The organism is Burkholderia sp. CCA53 (assembly GCF_001685525.1).
In the GTDB taxonomy this organism is placed as follows: domain Bacteria; phylum Pseudomonadota; class Gammaproteobacteria; order Burkholderiales; family Burkholderiaceae; genus Burkholderia; species Burkholderia multivorans.
In genome coordinates this window covers 3,050,296-3,064,101 of sequence record NZ_BDDJ01000001.1, presented here as the reverse complement: position 1 = coordinate 3,064,101, position 13,806 = coordinate 3,050,296, and the positions used below count along the sequence as shown (strand labels likewise).

Genomic DNA, 13,806 nt, shown 5'->3' with positions numbered 1-13,806 from the left:
TCCGCATGGCCGCGACCTTCGAGCTTGCCAAACGCCGTCTCTCCGAACCGTCCCGCGCCGGCGACGCGCGCGCCGCCCATGCCGCCGCACGCGGTGCGCCGCCGCTGCTGCGCCGTCGTGCCGCGCGGCTCGCGTCGCTCGTCGCGTGCATCGCGCTGTGGCAGGCCGCCGTCCATTGGCGACTGTCGCTCGGCGTCGTCACGTTCGCGAACGTCCCCGCCCCGGCCGATGTCGGCCCCGCGCTGTGGGCGCTACTGCATTCGCCGAAGCTGCCGATGCACCTGTTTGCAAGCCTTACGCGCGTGCTCGCCGGCTTCGCCGCGGCGGCGGTGACGGGCGTCGGACTCGGTCTCGCGATCGGCCGCTATCGCGCGCTCGAAGACGCGCTGCTGCCGCCGCTCGAGGTGCTGCGGCCGATTCCGGCCGTCGCGTGGATTCCGCTCGCGATCCTGATGTTTCCGTCGTCCGAGCTCAGCATGATGTTCATCACGTTCGTCGGCGCGCTGTTCCCGATCCTGCTGAACACCGTGCACGGCGCGGAAGCCGTCGACCCTCGCCTCGTCGCGACTGCGCGCAGCCTCGGCACACGCGGCTTCGCGCTCTACGCGGAAGTGATCCTGCCCGGCGCGGCACCGGCGATCTTCACGGGGCTGTCGATCGGCATGGGCACCGCGTGGTTCTGCCTCGTCACGGCCGAGATGATCGCCGGCCAGTACGGCATCGGCTATTTCACCTGGGCGTCGTACACGCTGCAGAACTATCCCGACATCGTCGTCGGCATGGCGTTGATCGGGCTGCTCGGCATGGGCAGCAGCCTGCTCGTCAAGCGGATCGGCAGCGCGCTCACGCCGTGGTACGCACCGCGCGGAGGCCGGCGATGAGCGCCGCCGCATCGGCATCGGCCGCGCCCGGCCGCGTCGGCGTGCGCGCGCTGACGATCGAACTCGGTCCGCCGCACGCGCGTTTCGCGGCGCTCGATTCGCTCGAGCTCGACGTCGCACCCGGCGAATTCGTCTGCGTGCTCGGACCGTCCGGTTGCGGGAAATCGACGTTGCTCGGCGCACTGGCCGGGCACGTCGCGGCGACACGCGGCGAGATCGTCGTCGACGGCCAACGCGTCGATCGCCCACACCCCGATCGCGGGCTCGTGTTCCAGCAGCACACGCTGTTTCCATGGAAGCGCGTGATCGACAACGTCGCGTTCGGCCTGAAGATGAAGGGCGTGCCCGCGCGCGAGCGCCGCCGCGAGGCCGCCGAACTGCTCGAACTCGTCGGACTCGGCGCGTTCGGCGCGCACTATCCGGCGCAACTGTCCGGCGGCATGCAACAGCGCGTCGAAATCGCCCGCGTGCTGATCAACCGGCCGCGCGTCCTGCTGATGGACGAGCCGTTCGGCGCGCTCGACGCGCAGACGCGCCGGATGATGCAGACGCTGCTGCTCGACATCTGGTCGCGCATCGGCACGACCGTGCTGTTCGTCACGCACGACATCGAGGAAGCGCTGTTTCTCGGCGATCGCATCGTAATGCTGTCGCCGCGGCCCGCGCGCATCGTCGCCGACATTCGCGTGCCGCTCGCGCGACCGCGCACCGACGACAGCACGACCGAACCTGCCTTCGTCGACATCAAGCGCCGCTGTCTCGCCTTGCTGCGCGATGCGGGCTGACTGCGCGGCGCCGGCCCCTTTACCGATCCGGTTTTCATCCATGACCTTTTCCGCTTCTGCCTTTCCGCCGTCCGGTGCCTACGATGCCTATGACGCCGACCACGCCGCGCTACTCGCGCGGCTCGCCGCAGCCGACGCATCGGTGCGTCGCGTCGCACTGCTTGAACTCGCCGATCTCGAAGATGCGACGCTCGTGCCCACGTTCGTCGCCGTGCTGCGCGACGATCCGTCCGCCGACGTGCGCTGCGAAGCCGCGCGCGTGCTCGGCGCATGGGAGCGGCCCGACGTCGTCGACGCACTGTGCGCGGCGCTGCTCGATCGCGACGACGACGTGCGCGCGAGTGCGGCGCAGAGCCTGTCCGAACTGAAGGAACTCGCGTCCGGCGCCGTGCTGTGCCGCTGGGCCGATCGGGCCGAGCCGTCCGTGCGCGCCGCCGTCCTGCGCGGCCTGCGCGAATTGCGCGATCCCGACGCGTATGCGCCCGCCCTGCGCGCGCTCGAGGACGGCACCGCGGCCGTGCGCGCGGAGGCCGTCGCGGTGCTGGGCTGGCTCAAGGATGCGCGCGCACTCGCGCCGCTCGCACGTATCGCGACCGCCGATGCCGACGCCGCCGTGCGACGGATCGCGGTCGGTGCACTCGGCTTCGCGGCGTCCGGCGACGCCGCCGTTGCCGACGCGCTGCTTGCCGCGCTGCGCGACCGCGAATGGCAGGTACGCGAGGAAGCGGCCGCGACGCTCGGCAAGCTGCGGATCGCAGCCGCGCGCGCGCCGCTCGTCGCCGCGCTCGACGACGATTACTGGCAGGTGCGCCTGCGCGCCGCACGCGCGCTCGGGCAGTTGCGCGACGCCGCTGCGGCACCGGCCGTCGCGGCGCTGCTCGCGCACTCGATCAGCAATCTGCGCAAGGAAGCCGCGCTCGCATTGGGCGAACTGCGCGATCCGGCGTCGCTGCCCGCGCTGCATGCGACGCTCGACGATCGCGATCCGGAAGTGCGCAAAGCCGTGCGCATCGCGATCCGGCAGATCGAGGACACGCAATGATCGCGCCCACCGAAGTCGTGCTCGATCATGCGGCGCGCGCGCTGACGTTGCGCTGGGCCGACGGCGGCACGCAGCGCATCGACTATGCGCGGCTGCGCCGTGCCTGTCCGTGCGCGGCATGCCGCGCGCTGCGCCGTCGCGGCATGGTCGTCGTCGCGCCGGCCGATCTGACGCTGGCCGGCGTGGAGCCGGTCGGCTACGGCATCTGCGTCGCGTTCGGCGACGGGCATGCGCGCGGCATTTATCCGTGGGCGTATCTGGCTGAACTGCGGGATGCCGGAGAGAACGCGACGATCGATGCGTCGTGCGCGGACGTCTGACCCGTTCGCTGCGCGGATCTGCCGATGCATACGGCGCCGCCGCGCGGCGACATGCGGGCGCGAACGCTGCGATACTGGCGAGTGCAGGCCTTGGCCATTCATCGCGCGCGGCACACGGACACGCGAGCCCGTGGCGGTCGCCGCGCCCCGCGTGCGATCGCTGATAGCGCGCGATGAATGCACGCAGGCCGTTTGCGCGTTCGTATCGGGTTCAGATCATGCCGACATCGTCCTCTTCCGCTGCCGACGCCACGGACAACGTGCGCGTCGTTCCCGCCGTGATCGGCGTCGTTCTCCGCGGCCGCGACGTGCTGCTCGTACGCCGCGCGAATCCGCCCGACGCGGGCCGCTGGGGCTTTCCCGGCGGCAAGATCGAAGCGGGCGAGCCGATCCGCGATGCCGTCGTGCGCGAACTGGCGGAAGAAACGGCGGTGAAAGTCGAGGCAGTCGACGTCTTCACTGCACTCGACGCATTCGGTCGCGACGACGACGGCACGCTGCGCCAGCACTTCGTGATGGTGGCGGTGCTGTGCCGATGGTTGCGCGGCACGCCGGCGGCCGGTGACGATGCGCTCGATGCGCGCTGGTTCGGTGTGGACGAACTGGAGCGTCGAGACGATCTGCCGATGAGCGCGGGCGTCGTCGACGTCGCGCGGCGGGCCGTCGAGCGGGCATCGGCGCTCGCCGAACGGCCTCGCCGCTGAACCGGTATCGGCACCGTTGCGTGATGCCGTCAGATCGGCGTGGTCAAGTCGAGCGGCCAGCGACCGATCGCGTCATGGCGCGTCTTGCCGAGCCAACTGTCGATCAACACGAACTCGCTGACCGTCCACGCGATCGGCTCGATCGTGTGCGGCGCGCGCCGGCTGCGGTCGTAGCGCAGCGTGACATGCGGCGTAAAGCTCGCGCGCGACGGTCGAAGGCCCGTCCTTTTCAGTGCCTCGACGAGTTGCCGCTGCAGGTCGATCAGTTCATGCGAAACGTCGGACACGGTCAGCACCCAGGGCCGATCGTCGGTGCGGCCGCTGAAGCTGACGATCCGGTCGAACGACACGTCGAACGGCCGCGCGCGGACGCGCGCGGACGCGCTGTGCCGCGTCGCGGGCACGGGCAATCACGTCCGGCGGTATGTGCATGTACTCGCCGAGCGAATGCAGCGTCACATGCAGGCGCGCCGTATCGACCCAGTGCCCGGTGCGGGCGGCGTCCGGCCCCAGACGACGCGCCGCATCGGCAATCCGCGCAGCGGTATGCGGATCGGGCTGCACCGCAAAAAACAGCCGATGATGCAGCCGCGGCGCTTCGATGCCCGGCAGAGTCAGTTGGGTCACGGCGCGATTAGCGATATGCCGATGGACAAGCGTCCATTATCGTCAATCGAACGACGCGCCGCTTGCGGCGGAAAAAGCGACGCCCGGCAGATCGAGTTGCCGGGCGTCGGTGTCGGCGCAACATGCGATCGGGAAGCGATGCGCATTTATGGTCGGTGGTTTATCGCCAATCGATCATCGGCAAATCGCGCGCCATCGGCATCACGCTGCGGCGCCCGGTGGCGTCTTTGCCGCGGGACGAACTCGGAGCCAGTTGCGCGTCTCTTGTACGCCTGCGCTGCTCAGGACGCCTCGATTCGCTCGAGATCGGCGATCAACCCAGGCCCCGTCGGATTCCAGCCGAGCACCTTGCGCGTCTTTTCGCTCGAGGCCACGAGATCGTGGCCCGCGAATGCCGCCAACCAACCGAAATGCGCAGGCGCCTCTTCCGCGGACAGGGAGGCGACAGGCACTTTCAGCGCACGGCCGATCGCTTCTGCAATATCCCGCATCGGTACACCTTCTTCCGCCACGGCATGATATTTCGCGCCGGCCTCGTTCTTTTCCAGCGCCAGCCGGTAAAGACGCGCGACATCCGAGATGTGCGCTGCAGCCCATCGATTGCGTCCTTCGCCGACGTACGCGGACACCCCCTTCTCCCGCGCGACGGCGACGGCGTAGGTCAGAAGCCCTTGCCGCACCGTGTCGTGGACCTGCGGAAGCCTCACGACCGCGGCGCGCACACCCTTCAGCGAGCGCGCCGTCTGCTCCGACACGCGCGGAAACGGGAAATCAGGCGGCACATCGTCGTCCTCGGTCGCGAGCCGGCCCGGGGCGGCCAATCCCGCCGTGCCTGCCGTCACGATCAGAAGCTTGTCCGAACCGGCGAGGACCGCACCCAGCGTTTCGATGGCGCGGCGATCGATCTCGCAGGACTGCGCAAAGTTCGACCAGTCGTGAACGAAGCCGAGATGAATGACGGCGTCGGCCGCCGCTGCGCCCGCCCGCAGGCTCTCGGTATCTTCGAGCGAACCGCGATGGACGTCCGCGCCAATGGCGGCCAGCGATTTCTCCCCCTCGTCCGAACGCGCCAGACCGAGGACGCGATGTCCGGCCGCGATCAATTCCTTGACGGTGGGAATGCCAACAAATCCGGTGGCGCCGGTAACGAAAACACGCATGATTTGCTCTCCAGGTTTGCCAGGGAGACAAATCTAGGCGCAGAGACTATCCTGGTAAAGTAGTGACGTTATCATATTAAATTGATTAACAGGATCGACGTGGAACAGGCGAACGAAAACCTGCTCGGGACGTATCTGCGGGACCGGCGCATGAAGCTCGACCCCGTCGCGCTCGGCTTTCCCGCGGGGCGCCGGCGCACGCCGGGGCTGCGCCGCGAGGAAGTGGCGCAGCGCGCGAATATCAGTCCCACCTGGTACACCTGGCTGGAACAGGGTCGCGGCGGCGCGCCATCGGCCGACGTGCTCGACCGCATTTCGCAGGCCCTGATGCTGACGGACGTCGAGCGCGAGCATCTTTTCCTGCTCGGCCTTGGGCGGCCTCCGGTGGCGCGCTATCGCGAGACGGACGGCGTCACGCCGCGTCTGCAGCGCGTCCTCGACGCACTGGATCCGAGCCCCGCCCTGATTCGGACGGCGACCTGGAACGTCCTTGCCTGGAATCGGGCGGCGACTGTCATGCTGGGCGACTATGGATCGCTGCCGCCGCATCAGCGCAATGTACTGCGCACGATCTTCCTCGACCCGCGTGCGCGCGCCGTGCAATATGACTGGGAGAGTGTCGCGCGCCACGTCATCGGTGCATTCCGCGTGGACGCGGCGCGTGCGGGTGCGGCGACGGAGGTGGAACCGCTCGTCGACGAGCTGTCGCGGCTGAGTCCCGAATTCAGGGCGATGTGGCGTGACAACGATGTCCGCGAAATCCACGGCGAGCGCGTCAAGCGCATTCGCCATCCGGTGCTCGGGCCGCTTGCGTTTGAATACTCGACGTTCTCGGTCGACGGCCGGACCGATCTCAGCATGTGCGTCTACAACCCGGCGACGCGGGCGGATCTAGAGAAGATCGCATCGCAGATCGGGTTGGTGGCACACCGCTCGCCGCCGGTGAACGGAGGGGCCATCGCGAACGTGGAAGGTAATGGTCGGTGAGACCGTCGAGTGTTCCGCTGCCCTCTTAAGCCGGGGCAATCGCGGGCTTGGGCTTGAGATTGCACGAGACAGGTTCTCAGAGGAGACCTGTACCGTCGTCGAAGACGGATTTAAGGCGATAGTGAACCGGACGATCTTGACGATCCGGCTTTCGGTTCTCGTCGACTTCGCTACAGCCGGCCTGTTCTGCCGGCCGGCGATAGCGGCTGATCGTTGCCGATAGCAGCCGTGACGTGCCTTTCATTGAATCAGCACGTCACGAGCGTTTTGCGAGCGTCCTCGAGGGGCGTGACTTCACTCCCACTCAATCGTCGCCGGCGGCTTCCCCGAAATGTCGTACACCGCGCGATTGATCCCGCGCACTTCGTTGATGATCCGGTTCGACACACGCCCGAGCAGCGAGTACGGCAGATGCGCCCAGTGCGCCGTCATGAAGTCCGTCGTCTGCACGGCGCGCAGCGCCGTCACGTAGTCGTACGTGCGCCCGTCGCCCATCACGCCGACCGACTTCACCGGCAGGAACACCGCGAACGCCTGGCTCGTCAGGTCGTACCAGCTCTTGCCGACGTCCGCTTCGCCGCACAGGCCGGCAGCCGCATCCTGCGCGGTCGCGACCGTGTTGCGCAGCTCCTCGATGAAGATCGCGTCCGCGCGGCGCAGCAGGTCCGCGTACTCGCGCTTCACCTCGCCGAGGATCCGCACGCCGAGGCCCGGGCCCGGGAACGGATGGCGGTACACCATCTCCGGCGGCAGGCCGAGCGCGACGCCGAGCTCGCGCACTTCGTCCTTGAACAGGTCGCGCAGCGGCTCGAGCAGCTTCAGGCCGAGCGTCTCGGGCAAGCCGCCGACGTTGTGGTGGCTCTTGATCGTCGTCGCCTTCTTCGTCTTCGCGCCGCCCGACTCGATCACGTCCGGATAGATCGTGCCCTGCGCGAGCCACTTCGCGTTCGACAGCTTCTTCGCCTCGGCCTGGAACACCTCGACGAACTCGCGGCCGATGATCTTGCGCTTCGCTTCCGGATCGGTCACGCCGGCCAGATGGCCGAGGAACTGCTCGGACGCGTCGATGTGCACGACCTTCGCATGCAGACGGCCTTCGAACATGTCGAGCACCATCTTGCCTTCGTTCAGACGCAGCAGCCCGTGGTCGACGAACACGCAGGTCAGCTGATCGCCGATCGCGCGATGGATCAGCGCGGCCGCCACGCTCGAATCGACGCCGCCCGACAGGCCCAGAATCACTTCCTCGTCACCGACCTGCTCGCGGATCTTCGCGACCGCTTCCTCGATGTGGTCGCGCATGATCCAGTCGGGCTTCGCGCCGGCGATCTGCAGCACGAAGCGCTCGAGCATCTGGCGGCCCTTCACCGTATGCGTGACTTCCGGATGGAACTGCACCGCGTAGTAGCCGCGCGCCTCGTCGGCCATCCCGGCGATCGGGCAGCTCGGCGTCGACGCCATCAGCTTGAAGCCCGGCGGCAGCTCGGCGACCTTGTCGCCGTGGCTCATCCAGACCTTCAGCATGCCGTGGCCCTCGGCCGTCGTGAAATCCTCGATGCCGTCGAGCAGGCGCGTATGGCCGTGCGCACGCACTTCCGCGTAGCCGAATTCGCGATGGTCGCTCCACTCGACCTTGCCGCCGAGCTGCACGGCCATCGTCTGCATCCCGTAGCAGATGCCGAGCACCGGCACGCCGAGATCCCACACGGCCTGCGGCGCGCGCAGCTGATGGTCCTCATACGTGCTCGCGTGGCTGCCCGACAGGATCACGGCCTTCGGCGCGAATTCGCGGACGAATTCGTCGGACACGTCGTTCGGATGGATTTCGCAGTAGACGTGCGCTTCGCGCACGCGGCGCGCGATCAGTTGGGTGACTTGCGAACCGAAGTCGAGAATCAGGATTTTGTCGTGCATGGCTGCGGACGGGATGATGAGAATAAGAAAAGCAGCGCGTTCGATCGAACCTGCGCTGCGTCAATAGCATGGACGGCGACGTCGGGCGGCGGACGGCACGCGCGACGCATCGCCGGTCAATCCTGCGTCGGCGGGCGCTCGTCGAGCGCGACGGTGCCGGACGACGAGCCGGGCCTGGACGGCGCGACGGGCGGAACAGCCGACGACGGCGGCACCGGCGCGGACGGCCGGACGACGACGGGCTCGGCCCGCTGCGGCGCGCGCTCGACGACGGGCTCCGCGGTGCGCTGCGGCGCACGCGCGTCGAGCGCCTGCGCGCGCTCGCGCCGCCGCACGGCCGACGCGAGTCGCACACCGCCGAGGCCGAGCACGATCAGCACGACGCCGGCGATCGCCGACAGCACCCTGCCGGCCGCGGCGAGCGCGGGACCGCTGCCCGTGCCGATCGACCAGACGACCGTCAACACGCCGGTCAGCCAGTTCACATGGCCGACCGCGCGGGCGACGGGCGCCGTCAGATCGCCGTTGACCGCCGCATGAAACGCGAGCCACGCGAGGCCGAGCAGCGCAATGCCGAAGGCCTGGCCGAGCATCGCCGGTTCGACGTTCGCCAGTTGCAGCGCGTTGAACAGCGCATGCCACGGCGTCAGCACGAACAGCAGCCCGAACGCCAGCAGCAGCACGGCATCGACGACCAGCACGGCTCGCAGCAGCGGTTTCATCGGCGATCAGTCCACGTGATAGTTCGGCGCTTCCTTGGTGATCTGCACGTCGTGCACGTGCGACTCGCGCATGCCCGCCGCGGTGATCTGCACGAATTCGGCCTTCTCGTGCAGTTCCTCGATCGTGCGGCAGCCGCAGTAGCCCATGCTCGCGCGCACGCCGCCGACCAGCTGGAACAGGATCGCGTTGACCGAGCCCTTGTAGGCGACGCGGCCTTCGATGCCTTCCGGCACGAGCTTGTCGATGTTCGCCGAGTTGTCCTGGAAGTAGCGGTCGGCCGCACCGTCCTTCATCGCACCGACCGAGCCCATGCCGCGGTACGACTTGTACTGGCGGCCCTGATACAGGAACACGTCGCCCGGCGCTTCTTCGGTGCCGGCGAACATGCTGCCCATCATCACGGCGTTCGCGCCGGCGGCCAGCGCCTTCGCGACGTCGCCCGAGAAACGCACGCCGCCGTCGGCGATGCACGGCACGCCCGTGCCCTTCAGCGCTTCCGAGACGTTCGCGATCGCGCTGATCTGCGGCACGCCGACGCCCGCGACGATGCGCGTCGTGCAGATCGAGCCGGGGCCGATACCGACCTTGACCGCGTCCGCGCCGTATTCGACGAGCGCCTTCGCGGCGGCGGCCGTCGCGATGTTGCCGCCGATCACCTCGACGTGCGGGAACTTCTGCTTGACCCAGCGCACGCGCTCAAGCACGCCCTTGCTGTGGCCGTGCGCGGTATCGACGACGATCACGTCGACGCCCGCCTGCACGAGCAGCTCGACGCGCTCTTCGTTGTCCGGACCGACGCCGACCGCCGCGCCTGCGCGCAGCTTGCCGTGCTCGTCCTTGCACGCGTCGGGGTGCTCGGTCTGCTTCGTGATGTCCTTGACGGTCATCAGGCCGCGCAGCTCGAACGCGTCGTTGACGACCAGCACGCGCTCGAGGCGGTGGCTGTGCATCAGCGCCTTCGCTTCCGCGAGCGGCGTGCCTTCCTTGACGGTGACGAGACGCTCGCGCGGCGTCATGATCGACTTGACCGGTTCGTCGAGGCGCGTTTCGAAGCGCAGGTCGCGGTTCGTGACGATGCCGACGAGTTGCGGACCTTCGACGACCGGGAAGCCCGAGATGCCATGCTGGCGCGACAGCGCGATCACGTCGCGCACCTTCATTTGCGGCGGCACCGTGATCGGATCGCGGACCACGCCCGACTCGAAGCGCTTGACCTTCGCGACCTCGCGCGCCTGTTCGGCCGGCGTGAGGTTCTTGTGAATGATGCCGACGCCACCCTGCTGCGCCATCGCGATCGCGAGGCGACCTTCGGTGACCGTGTCCATCGCGGCGGACACGAGCGGCATGTTCAGGGAGATGTTGCGGGTCAGCTTGGTCTTGAGGCTGGTGTCGCGCGGCAGAACGTCGGAGAAGGCCGGGACGAGGAGCACGTCATCGAACGTGAGTGCTTTTTGGATCAGACGCATGGCAAATCCTATGGGCGCAAAAGCGAATTATACGCGAAGCGCGGCGAATTTTCACAACACGAACAACGGCTTAGCCGTTTTCCGCCGTTCCGGGGCCGAATCGTTCGAATCGCCGTTCGCTTCGTTTTCGATCGCCTTTCGTTTCGGCCCCGCATCGCCCCGTTCGCGCAATCGGACGGCCCGGTCCGCATCGGCGGACCGGCGTGCCGGCCGCGCGCCGGTCGAGTCGCGTCCCGACGCGTGCCAATGTCCTCCCCCTCTATATCGCGCCGGCTGCACTCGCGAGCATCGCGACCCCGCCCACGAGCATCGCCGCGCCGACGATCCGTGCCACGCGATGCCCGTGCGGCAGCAGCCGCTCGGCCGCGATCGCCGCAGTCGCGACCGCCATCACGCGCAGGTCCATCGCGCCGGCCGCCAGCGCCGCGGTCATCAGATTGCCGCAGCAGGCGGCGCAGTGCAGCGCGATACGCATGCCGTGCCGCCACGCATCGGCGGCGTCGGCACGCGGTGCCGACGCGCCGACCGGCTCATTGCGGCAACAATCGAGGCGATGGCGCTTCCAGCCGGTCAACTGCAGCGTGCCCGCCGCGAAGACCGTCGCGCCGCTCGCAAACGGCAGCGCATACGCGAGCGCCGACAGCCGCAGCGCCGCCGCTGCAAGCACGTCGCCCGCCATCCAGACGAGCACGCCGATCGCCATCCATACCGAGAAATACGCACCGCCCGCGATCGCGACGCGCGCCGTCCGATGCGCAGGCCCGGGCACGTGCGCGCCGATCAGCTGCCGGTAATGCCACAGCGCAGGCGCGAGCACCGGCAGCATCATCGCGACGACCATCGTGCCCCACATTCCGGCGAACGCGGCGAGCGCACGGTCCGCGCGCCATCCGCACGGATGGCCCCACGCGGCCGGCGCAAGCCAGCCGCCTGCCGCGATGCCGCCGCCCATCGCGTCCATCGACGCGTGCCGGTTCAGCAGCACGGCCACGGCCGTTGCCGATACGGCAGCCAGCACCGCGCCGAATGCTTGCCGCTCGCGGCCTGTCGCGCGCGCGTTCATCGCGGGCTCGTCGTCGGTCGGCGACGCCGCGCGCTCAGCGCTGCGCATACTCGTCGTGCCGGCGCCACCATATGCCGGTTTCGTTGCGTCCGAGCGGCGCACGATCGAGCCACGCGTACATGCCCCACAGCGCGTCGAGCCCGCGCGCGTACGTCGAATACGTGTGATAAATCGCATCGTCCTCGCGCACGAACGCGCTCATCCCCGGCCGGTCGCGCGCGTAGGTCCGCGCATCGGTACCGCAGGTTGCCGCGAACTGCGCGACCGGCGCAGGCGGCGGATCCATGTCCATCGCGTGCTTGCCGCGCGCATAGTTGTAGTCGACGTCGCCCGCGCGCTGCTGCGCCTCGGTGAACGACACGTTGAAGTCGAAGTTGAAATCGCTGTCCGCCGACGACGCCCACGGAAACGTCCATCCCATTCGCCGCCGATAGCCGAGCAGCTTCTCGAGCGGCGCACGCGAGACGGCCGTCAGCGTCACGTCGTGATGCGCGAGGTGGACGACGAATCCGTCGAAACCGTCGGCGAGCGCCGAGCACGACGGACAGCCTGCCTTGTAGTCGGGGCCGAACATGAAGTGGTAGACGAGCAGTTGCGAGCGGCCGCGAAACAGGTCCGCAAGCGTCGCCGGGCCGTCCTCGGTGTCGAACCGGTAGGTCTTGTCGACGCGCACCCACGGCAGCGCCGCACGCCGCCGCGCGAGTTCGTCGCTTTGCCGCGTCAGCGCCTTTTCGGCGTCGAGCAGCGCACGGCGCGCGGCCAGCCATTCGTCGCGCGTTCCGGTGAGATGGGTCGTCATCGTAGCTTCCTCCTGTCGATCGGTATCGGGCACGGCCGGCGGCCGTGTGCGTGGTGCTAGATTAGGAGCCGTCGCATCGCCGGAGGGAGTGACAAGTGTGTCGGGATTCCGATGGATTCGCTGATTACCGCGGCCGCACGCGCGCTCGCGGGCGGTGACGCGCTCGGCGCGCTGAACCGCGTCGCGCTGCGCGACGATGCGCCGGCGCTCGCATTGCGCGGCATCGCGCTCGCGCAGCTCGGCGACTTCGAGCGTGCGCGTGCGCTGGTGCGCGCGGCGACCCGCGCATTCGGCGCCCGGGAAGTCGTCGCGCGTGCGCGTTGCGTCGTCGCGGAAGCGGAAATCGCGCTCGCGGCGCGCGACCTCGGTTGGCCGTCGCGCGCGCTCGACGCCGCGTGCACGACGCTCGACGCGCACGGCGATCGCGCCAATGCCGCACTCGCGCGCCATGTCGGCGTGCGGCGCCTGCTGCTGATCGGCCGCGTCGACGAAGCCGAACGCCGGCTCGCGACGCTCGATCCGACGCCGCTGCCGGCCGCGTCGCGCGCGGCGCACGAACTGATCGCGGCCGGCATCGCGATGCGCCGCGTGCGCGCCCACGCGGCACGCGCGGCGCTCGCACGCGCACGCGAGGCTGCGCTGGCTGCCGGCATCGCCGCACTGACCGCCGAGATCGACGCCGCCGGCCGAATGCTGGCCGCGCCTGCCGCGCGGCTCGTCGCGCAGCACACGTCGCGCGCCGTGGGACTCGATGACGTCGAGGCGCTGTTCGCGTCCAACGCGCTCGTCGTCGACGCGTGCCGATACACGGTGCGCGATCCGCGCACGACGGTGCCGCTCGCGCGCCGCCCGGTGCTGTTCGTGCTCGCGCGTGTGCTCGGCGAAGCGTGGCCGGCCGACGTGCCGCGCGACGCGCTGATCGCCGCCGCGTTTCGCACACGGCATTCTGACGACACGCATCGCGCGCGGCTGCGCGTCGAAATCGGCCGGCTGCGCGCGCTGCTGCGCCCGCTTGCGAACGTCACCGCGACGCCGCGCGGATTCGCGCTCGAACCGCTCGGCACGCGCGACGTCGCCGTGCTCGCGCGCCCGGTCGACGACCGCCATGCCGACGTGCTCGCGCTGCTCGCCGACGGCGAAGCATGGTCGAGCTCCGCCCTCGCGCTCGCGCTCGGCGCGAGCCAGCGCACCGTGCAGCGCGCGCTCGACGCACTCGCGGAAGCAGGCAAGGCGCACGCGTTCGGGCGCGGCCGCGCGCGCCGCTGGACCACGCCGCCGCTGCCGGGATTCGCGACGACGTTGTTACTCCCGATGCCGGTCGCGGGCGACTAGGAT

Annotated in this window: 13 protein-coding genes and 1 pseudogene; 7 read left to right on the top strand and 7 right to left on the bottom strand. The window is 69.2% G+C overall.

The features are described from left to right. The first annotated feature begins 5 nt into the window (after positions 1 to 5). The 5 genes from BCR55_RS14180 to BCR55_RS14160 all read left to right on the top strand — a co-directional run bounded on the left by BCR55_RS14180 (position 6) and on the right by BCR55_RS14160 (position 3,732). Entirely contained in the window at positions 6 to 881 is an 876-nt protein-coding gene (locus tag BCR55_RS14180) for an ABC transporter permease (RefSeq protein ID WP_045594157.1), read from the top strand. Further along, complete coding sequence (locus BCR55_RS14175) at positions 878 to 1,666, top strand: ABC transporter ATP-binding protein (RefSeq protein WP_006407682.1); 789 nt, start codon at positions 878 to 880, stop codon at positions 1,664 to 1,666. Before BCR55_RS14180 ends, BCR55_RS14175 begins: the two co-directional genes overlap by 4 nt. A 40-nt stretch (positions 1,667 to 1,706) precedes the next feature. Beyond that, positions 1,707 to 2,708, top strand: coding sequence for a HEAT repeat domain-containing protein (locus BCR55_RS14170; protein WP_006407683.1), 1,002 nt, complete (start codon positions 1,707 to 1,709; stop codon positions 2,706 to 2,708). Then, positions 2,705 to 3,028 (top strand): DUF971 domain-containing protein, encoded by a 324-nt coding sequence (locus BCR55_RS14165; protein WP_059938433.1) that lies wholly within the window; start codon positions 2,705 to 2,707, stop codon positions 3,026 to 3,028. Before BCR55_RS14170 ends, BCR55_RS14165 begins: the two co-directional genes overlap by 4 nt. Positions 3,029 to 3,246: 218 nt before the next feature. Further along, on the top strand, positions 3,247 to 3,732 hold the full coding sequence (locus tag BCR55_RS14160) for an NUDIX hydrolase (protein ID WP_175403819.1): 486 nt from the start codon (positions 3,247 to 3,249) through the stop codon (positions 3,730 to 3,732). 29 nt (positions 3,733 to 3,761) lie between these two features. Here BCR55_RS14160 and thpR read toward each other — a convergent pair. Both thpR and BCR55_RS14150 read right to left on the bottom strand, forming a co-directional pair. Beyond that, a pseudogene (thpR, locus tag BCR55_RS14155) lies at positions 3,762 to 4,359 on the bottom strand (RNA 2',3'-cyclic phosphodiesterase). A 281-nt stretch (positions 4,360 to 4,640) separates the two neighbouring features. Beyond that, positions 4,641 to 5,519 carry an SDR family oxidoreductase gene (locus tag BCR55_RS14150; RefSeq protein ID WP_006407687.1) on the bottom strand — a complete coding sequence of 293 codons (879 nt, stop codon included), beginning with the start codon at positions 5,517 to 5,519 and terminating at the stop codon, positions 4,641 to 4,643. A gap of 99 nt (positions 5,520 to 5,618) precedes the next feature. Here BCR55_RS14150 and BCR55_RS14145 point away from each other — a divergent pair, with 99 nt between their 5' ends. Then, complete coding sequence (locus BCR55_RS14145; protein ID WP_006402677.1) at positions 5,619 to 6,506, top strand: helix-turn-helix transcriptional regulator; 888 nt, start codon at positions 5,619 to 5,621, stop codon at positions 6,504 to 6,506. A 294-nt stretch (positions 6,507 to 6,800) separates the two neighbouring features. Here BCR55_RS14145 and guaA read toward each other — a convergent pair whose 3' ends face one another. The 5 genes from guaA to BCR55_RS14115 form a co-directional block, all read right to left on the bottom strand. Beyond that, positions 6,801 to 8,420, bottom strand: a complete 1,620-nt coding sequence (gene guaA / locus BCR55_RS14135) for a glutamine-hydrolyzing GMP synthase (protein WP_006402676.1) — start codon at positions 8,418 to 8,420, stop codon at positions 6,801 to 6,803. 116 nt (positions 8,421 to 8,536) lie between these two features. Next, on the bottom strand, positions 8,537 to 9,142 hold the full coding sequence (locus BCR55_RS14130; RefSeq protein WP_065494692.1) for a hypothetical protein: 606 nt from the start codon (positions 9,140 to 9,142) through the stop codon (positions 8,537 to 8,539). Positions 9,143 to 9,148: 6 nt separating this feature from the next. Further along, on the bottom strand, positions 9,149 to 10,609 hold the full coding sequence (gene guaB, locus BCR55_RS14125; protein WP_006402674.1) for an IMP dehydrogenase: 1,461 nt from the start codon (positions 10,607 to 10,609) through the stop codon (positions 9,149 to 9,151). A gap of 259 nt (positions 10,610 to 10,868) precedes the next feature. Then, positions 10,869 to 11,720, bottom strand: coding sequence for a DUF2182 domain-containing protein (locus tag BCR55_RS14120; protein WP_065494691.1), 852 nt, complete (start codon positions 11,718 to 11,720; stop codon positions 10,869 to 10,871). Further along, a complete protein-coding gene (locus BCR55_RS14115; RefSeq protein WP_065494690.1) occupies positions 11,707 to 12,471 on the bottom strand; it encodes a DUF899 domain-containing protein in 765 nt (254 codons plus the stop codon). Before BCR55_RS14115 ends, BCR55_RS14120 begins: the two co-directional genes overlap by 14 nt. Positions 12,472 to 12,582: 111 nt before the next feature. Between BCR55_RS14115 and BCR55_RS14110 the strand changes: the two genes are divergently transcribed. Beyond that, the gene (locus BCR55_RS14110; protein WP_065494689.1) at positions 12,583 to 13,803 is read left to right on the top strand and encodes a DNA-binding protein; all 1,221 of its coding nucleotides are present in this window, start codon (positions 12,583 to 12,585) and stop codon (positions 13,801 to 13,803) included. The last annotated feature ends 3 nt before the right edge of the window (positions 13,804 to 13,806 follow it).

Coding starts and splice junctions, on each gene's coding strand:
- BCR55_RS14170 (WP_006407683.1), top strand. CDS start 1,707: ATGACCTTTTCCGCTTCTGCCTTTCCGCCGTCCGGTGCCTACGATGCC.
- BCR55_RS14110 (WP_065494689.1), top strand. CDS start 12,583: ATGGATTCGCTGATTACCGCGGCCGCACGCGCGCTCGCGGGCGGTGAC.
- guaB (WP_006402674.1), bottom strand. CDS start 10,609: ATGCGTCTGATCCAAAAAGCACTCACGTTCGATGACGTGCTCCTCGTC.
- BCR55_RS14130 (WP_065494692.1), bottom strand. CDS start 9,142: ATGAAACCGCTGCTGCGAGCCGTGCTGGTCGTCGATGCCGTGCTGCTG.
- BCR55_RS14115 (WP_065494690.1), bottom strand. CDS start 12,471: ATGACGACCCATCTCACCGGAACGCGCGACGAATGGCTGGCCGCGCGC.
- BCR55_RS14175 (WP_006407682.1), top strand. CDS start 878: ATGAGCGCCGCCGCATCGGCATCGGCCGCGCCCGGCCGCGTCGGCGTG.
- BCR55_RS14165 (WP_059938433.1), top strand. CDS start 2,705: ATGATCGCGCCCACCGAAGTCGTGCTCGATCATGCGGCGCGCGCGCTG.
- guaA (WP_006402676.1), bottom strand. CDS start 8,420: ATGCACGACAAAATCCTGATTCTCGACTTCGGTTCGCAAGTCACCCAA.
- BCR55_RS14160 (WP_175403819.1), top strand. CDS start 3,247: ATGCCGACATCGTCCTCTTCCGCTGCCGACGCCACGGACAACGTGCGC.
- BCR55_RS14150 (WP_006407687.1), bottom strand. CDS start 5,519: ATGCGTGTTTTCGTTACCGGCGCCACCGGATTTGTTGGCATTCCCACC.
- BCR55_RS14120 (WP_065494691.1), bottom strand. CDS start 11,720: ATGCGCAGCGCTGAGCGCGCGGCGTCGCCGACCGACGACGAGCCCGCG.
- BCR55_RS14180 (WP_045594157.1), top strand. CDS start 6: ATGGCCGCGACCTTCGAGCTTGCCAAACGCCGTCTCTCCGAACCGTCC.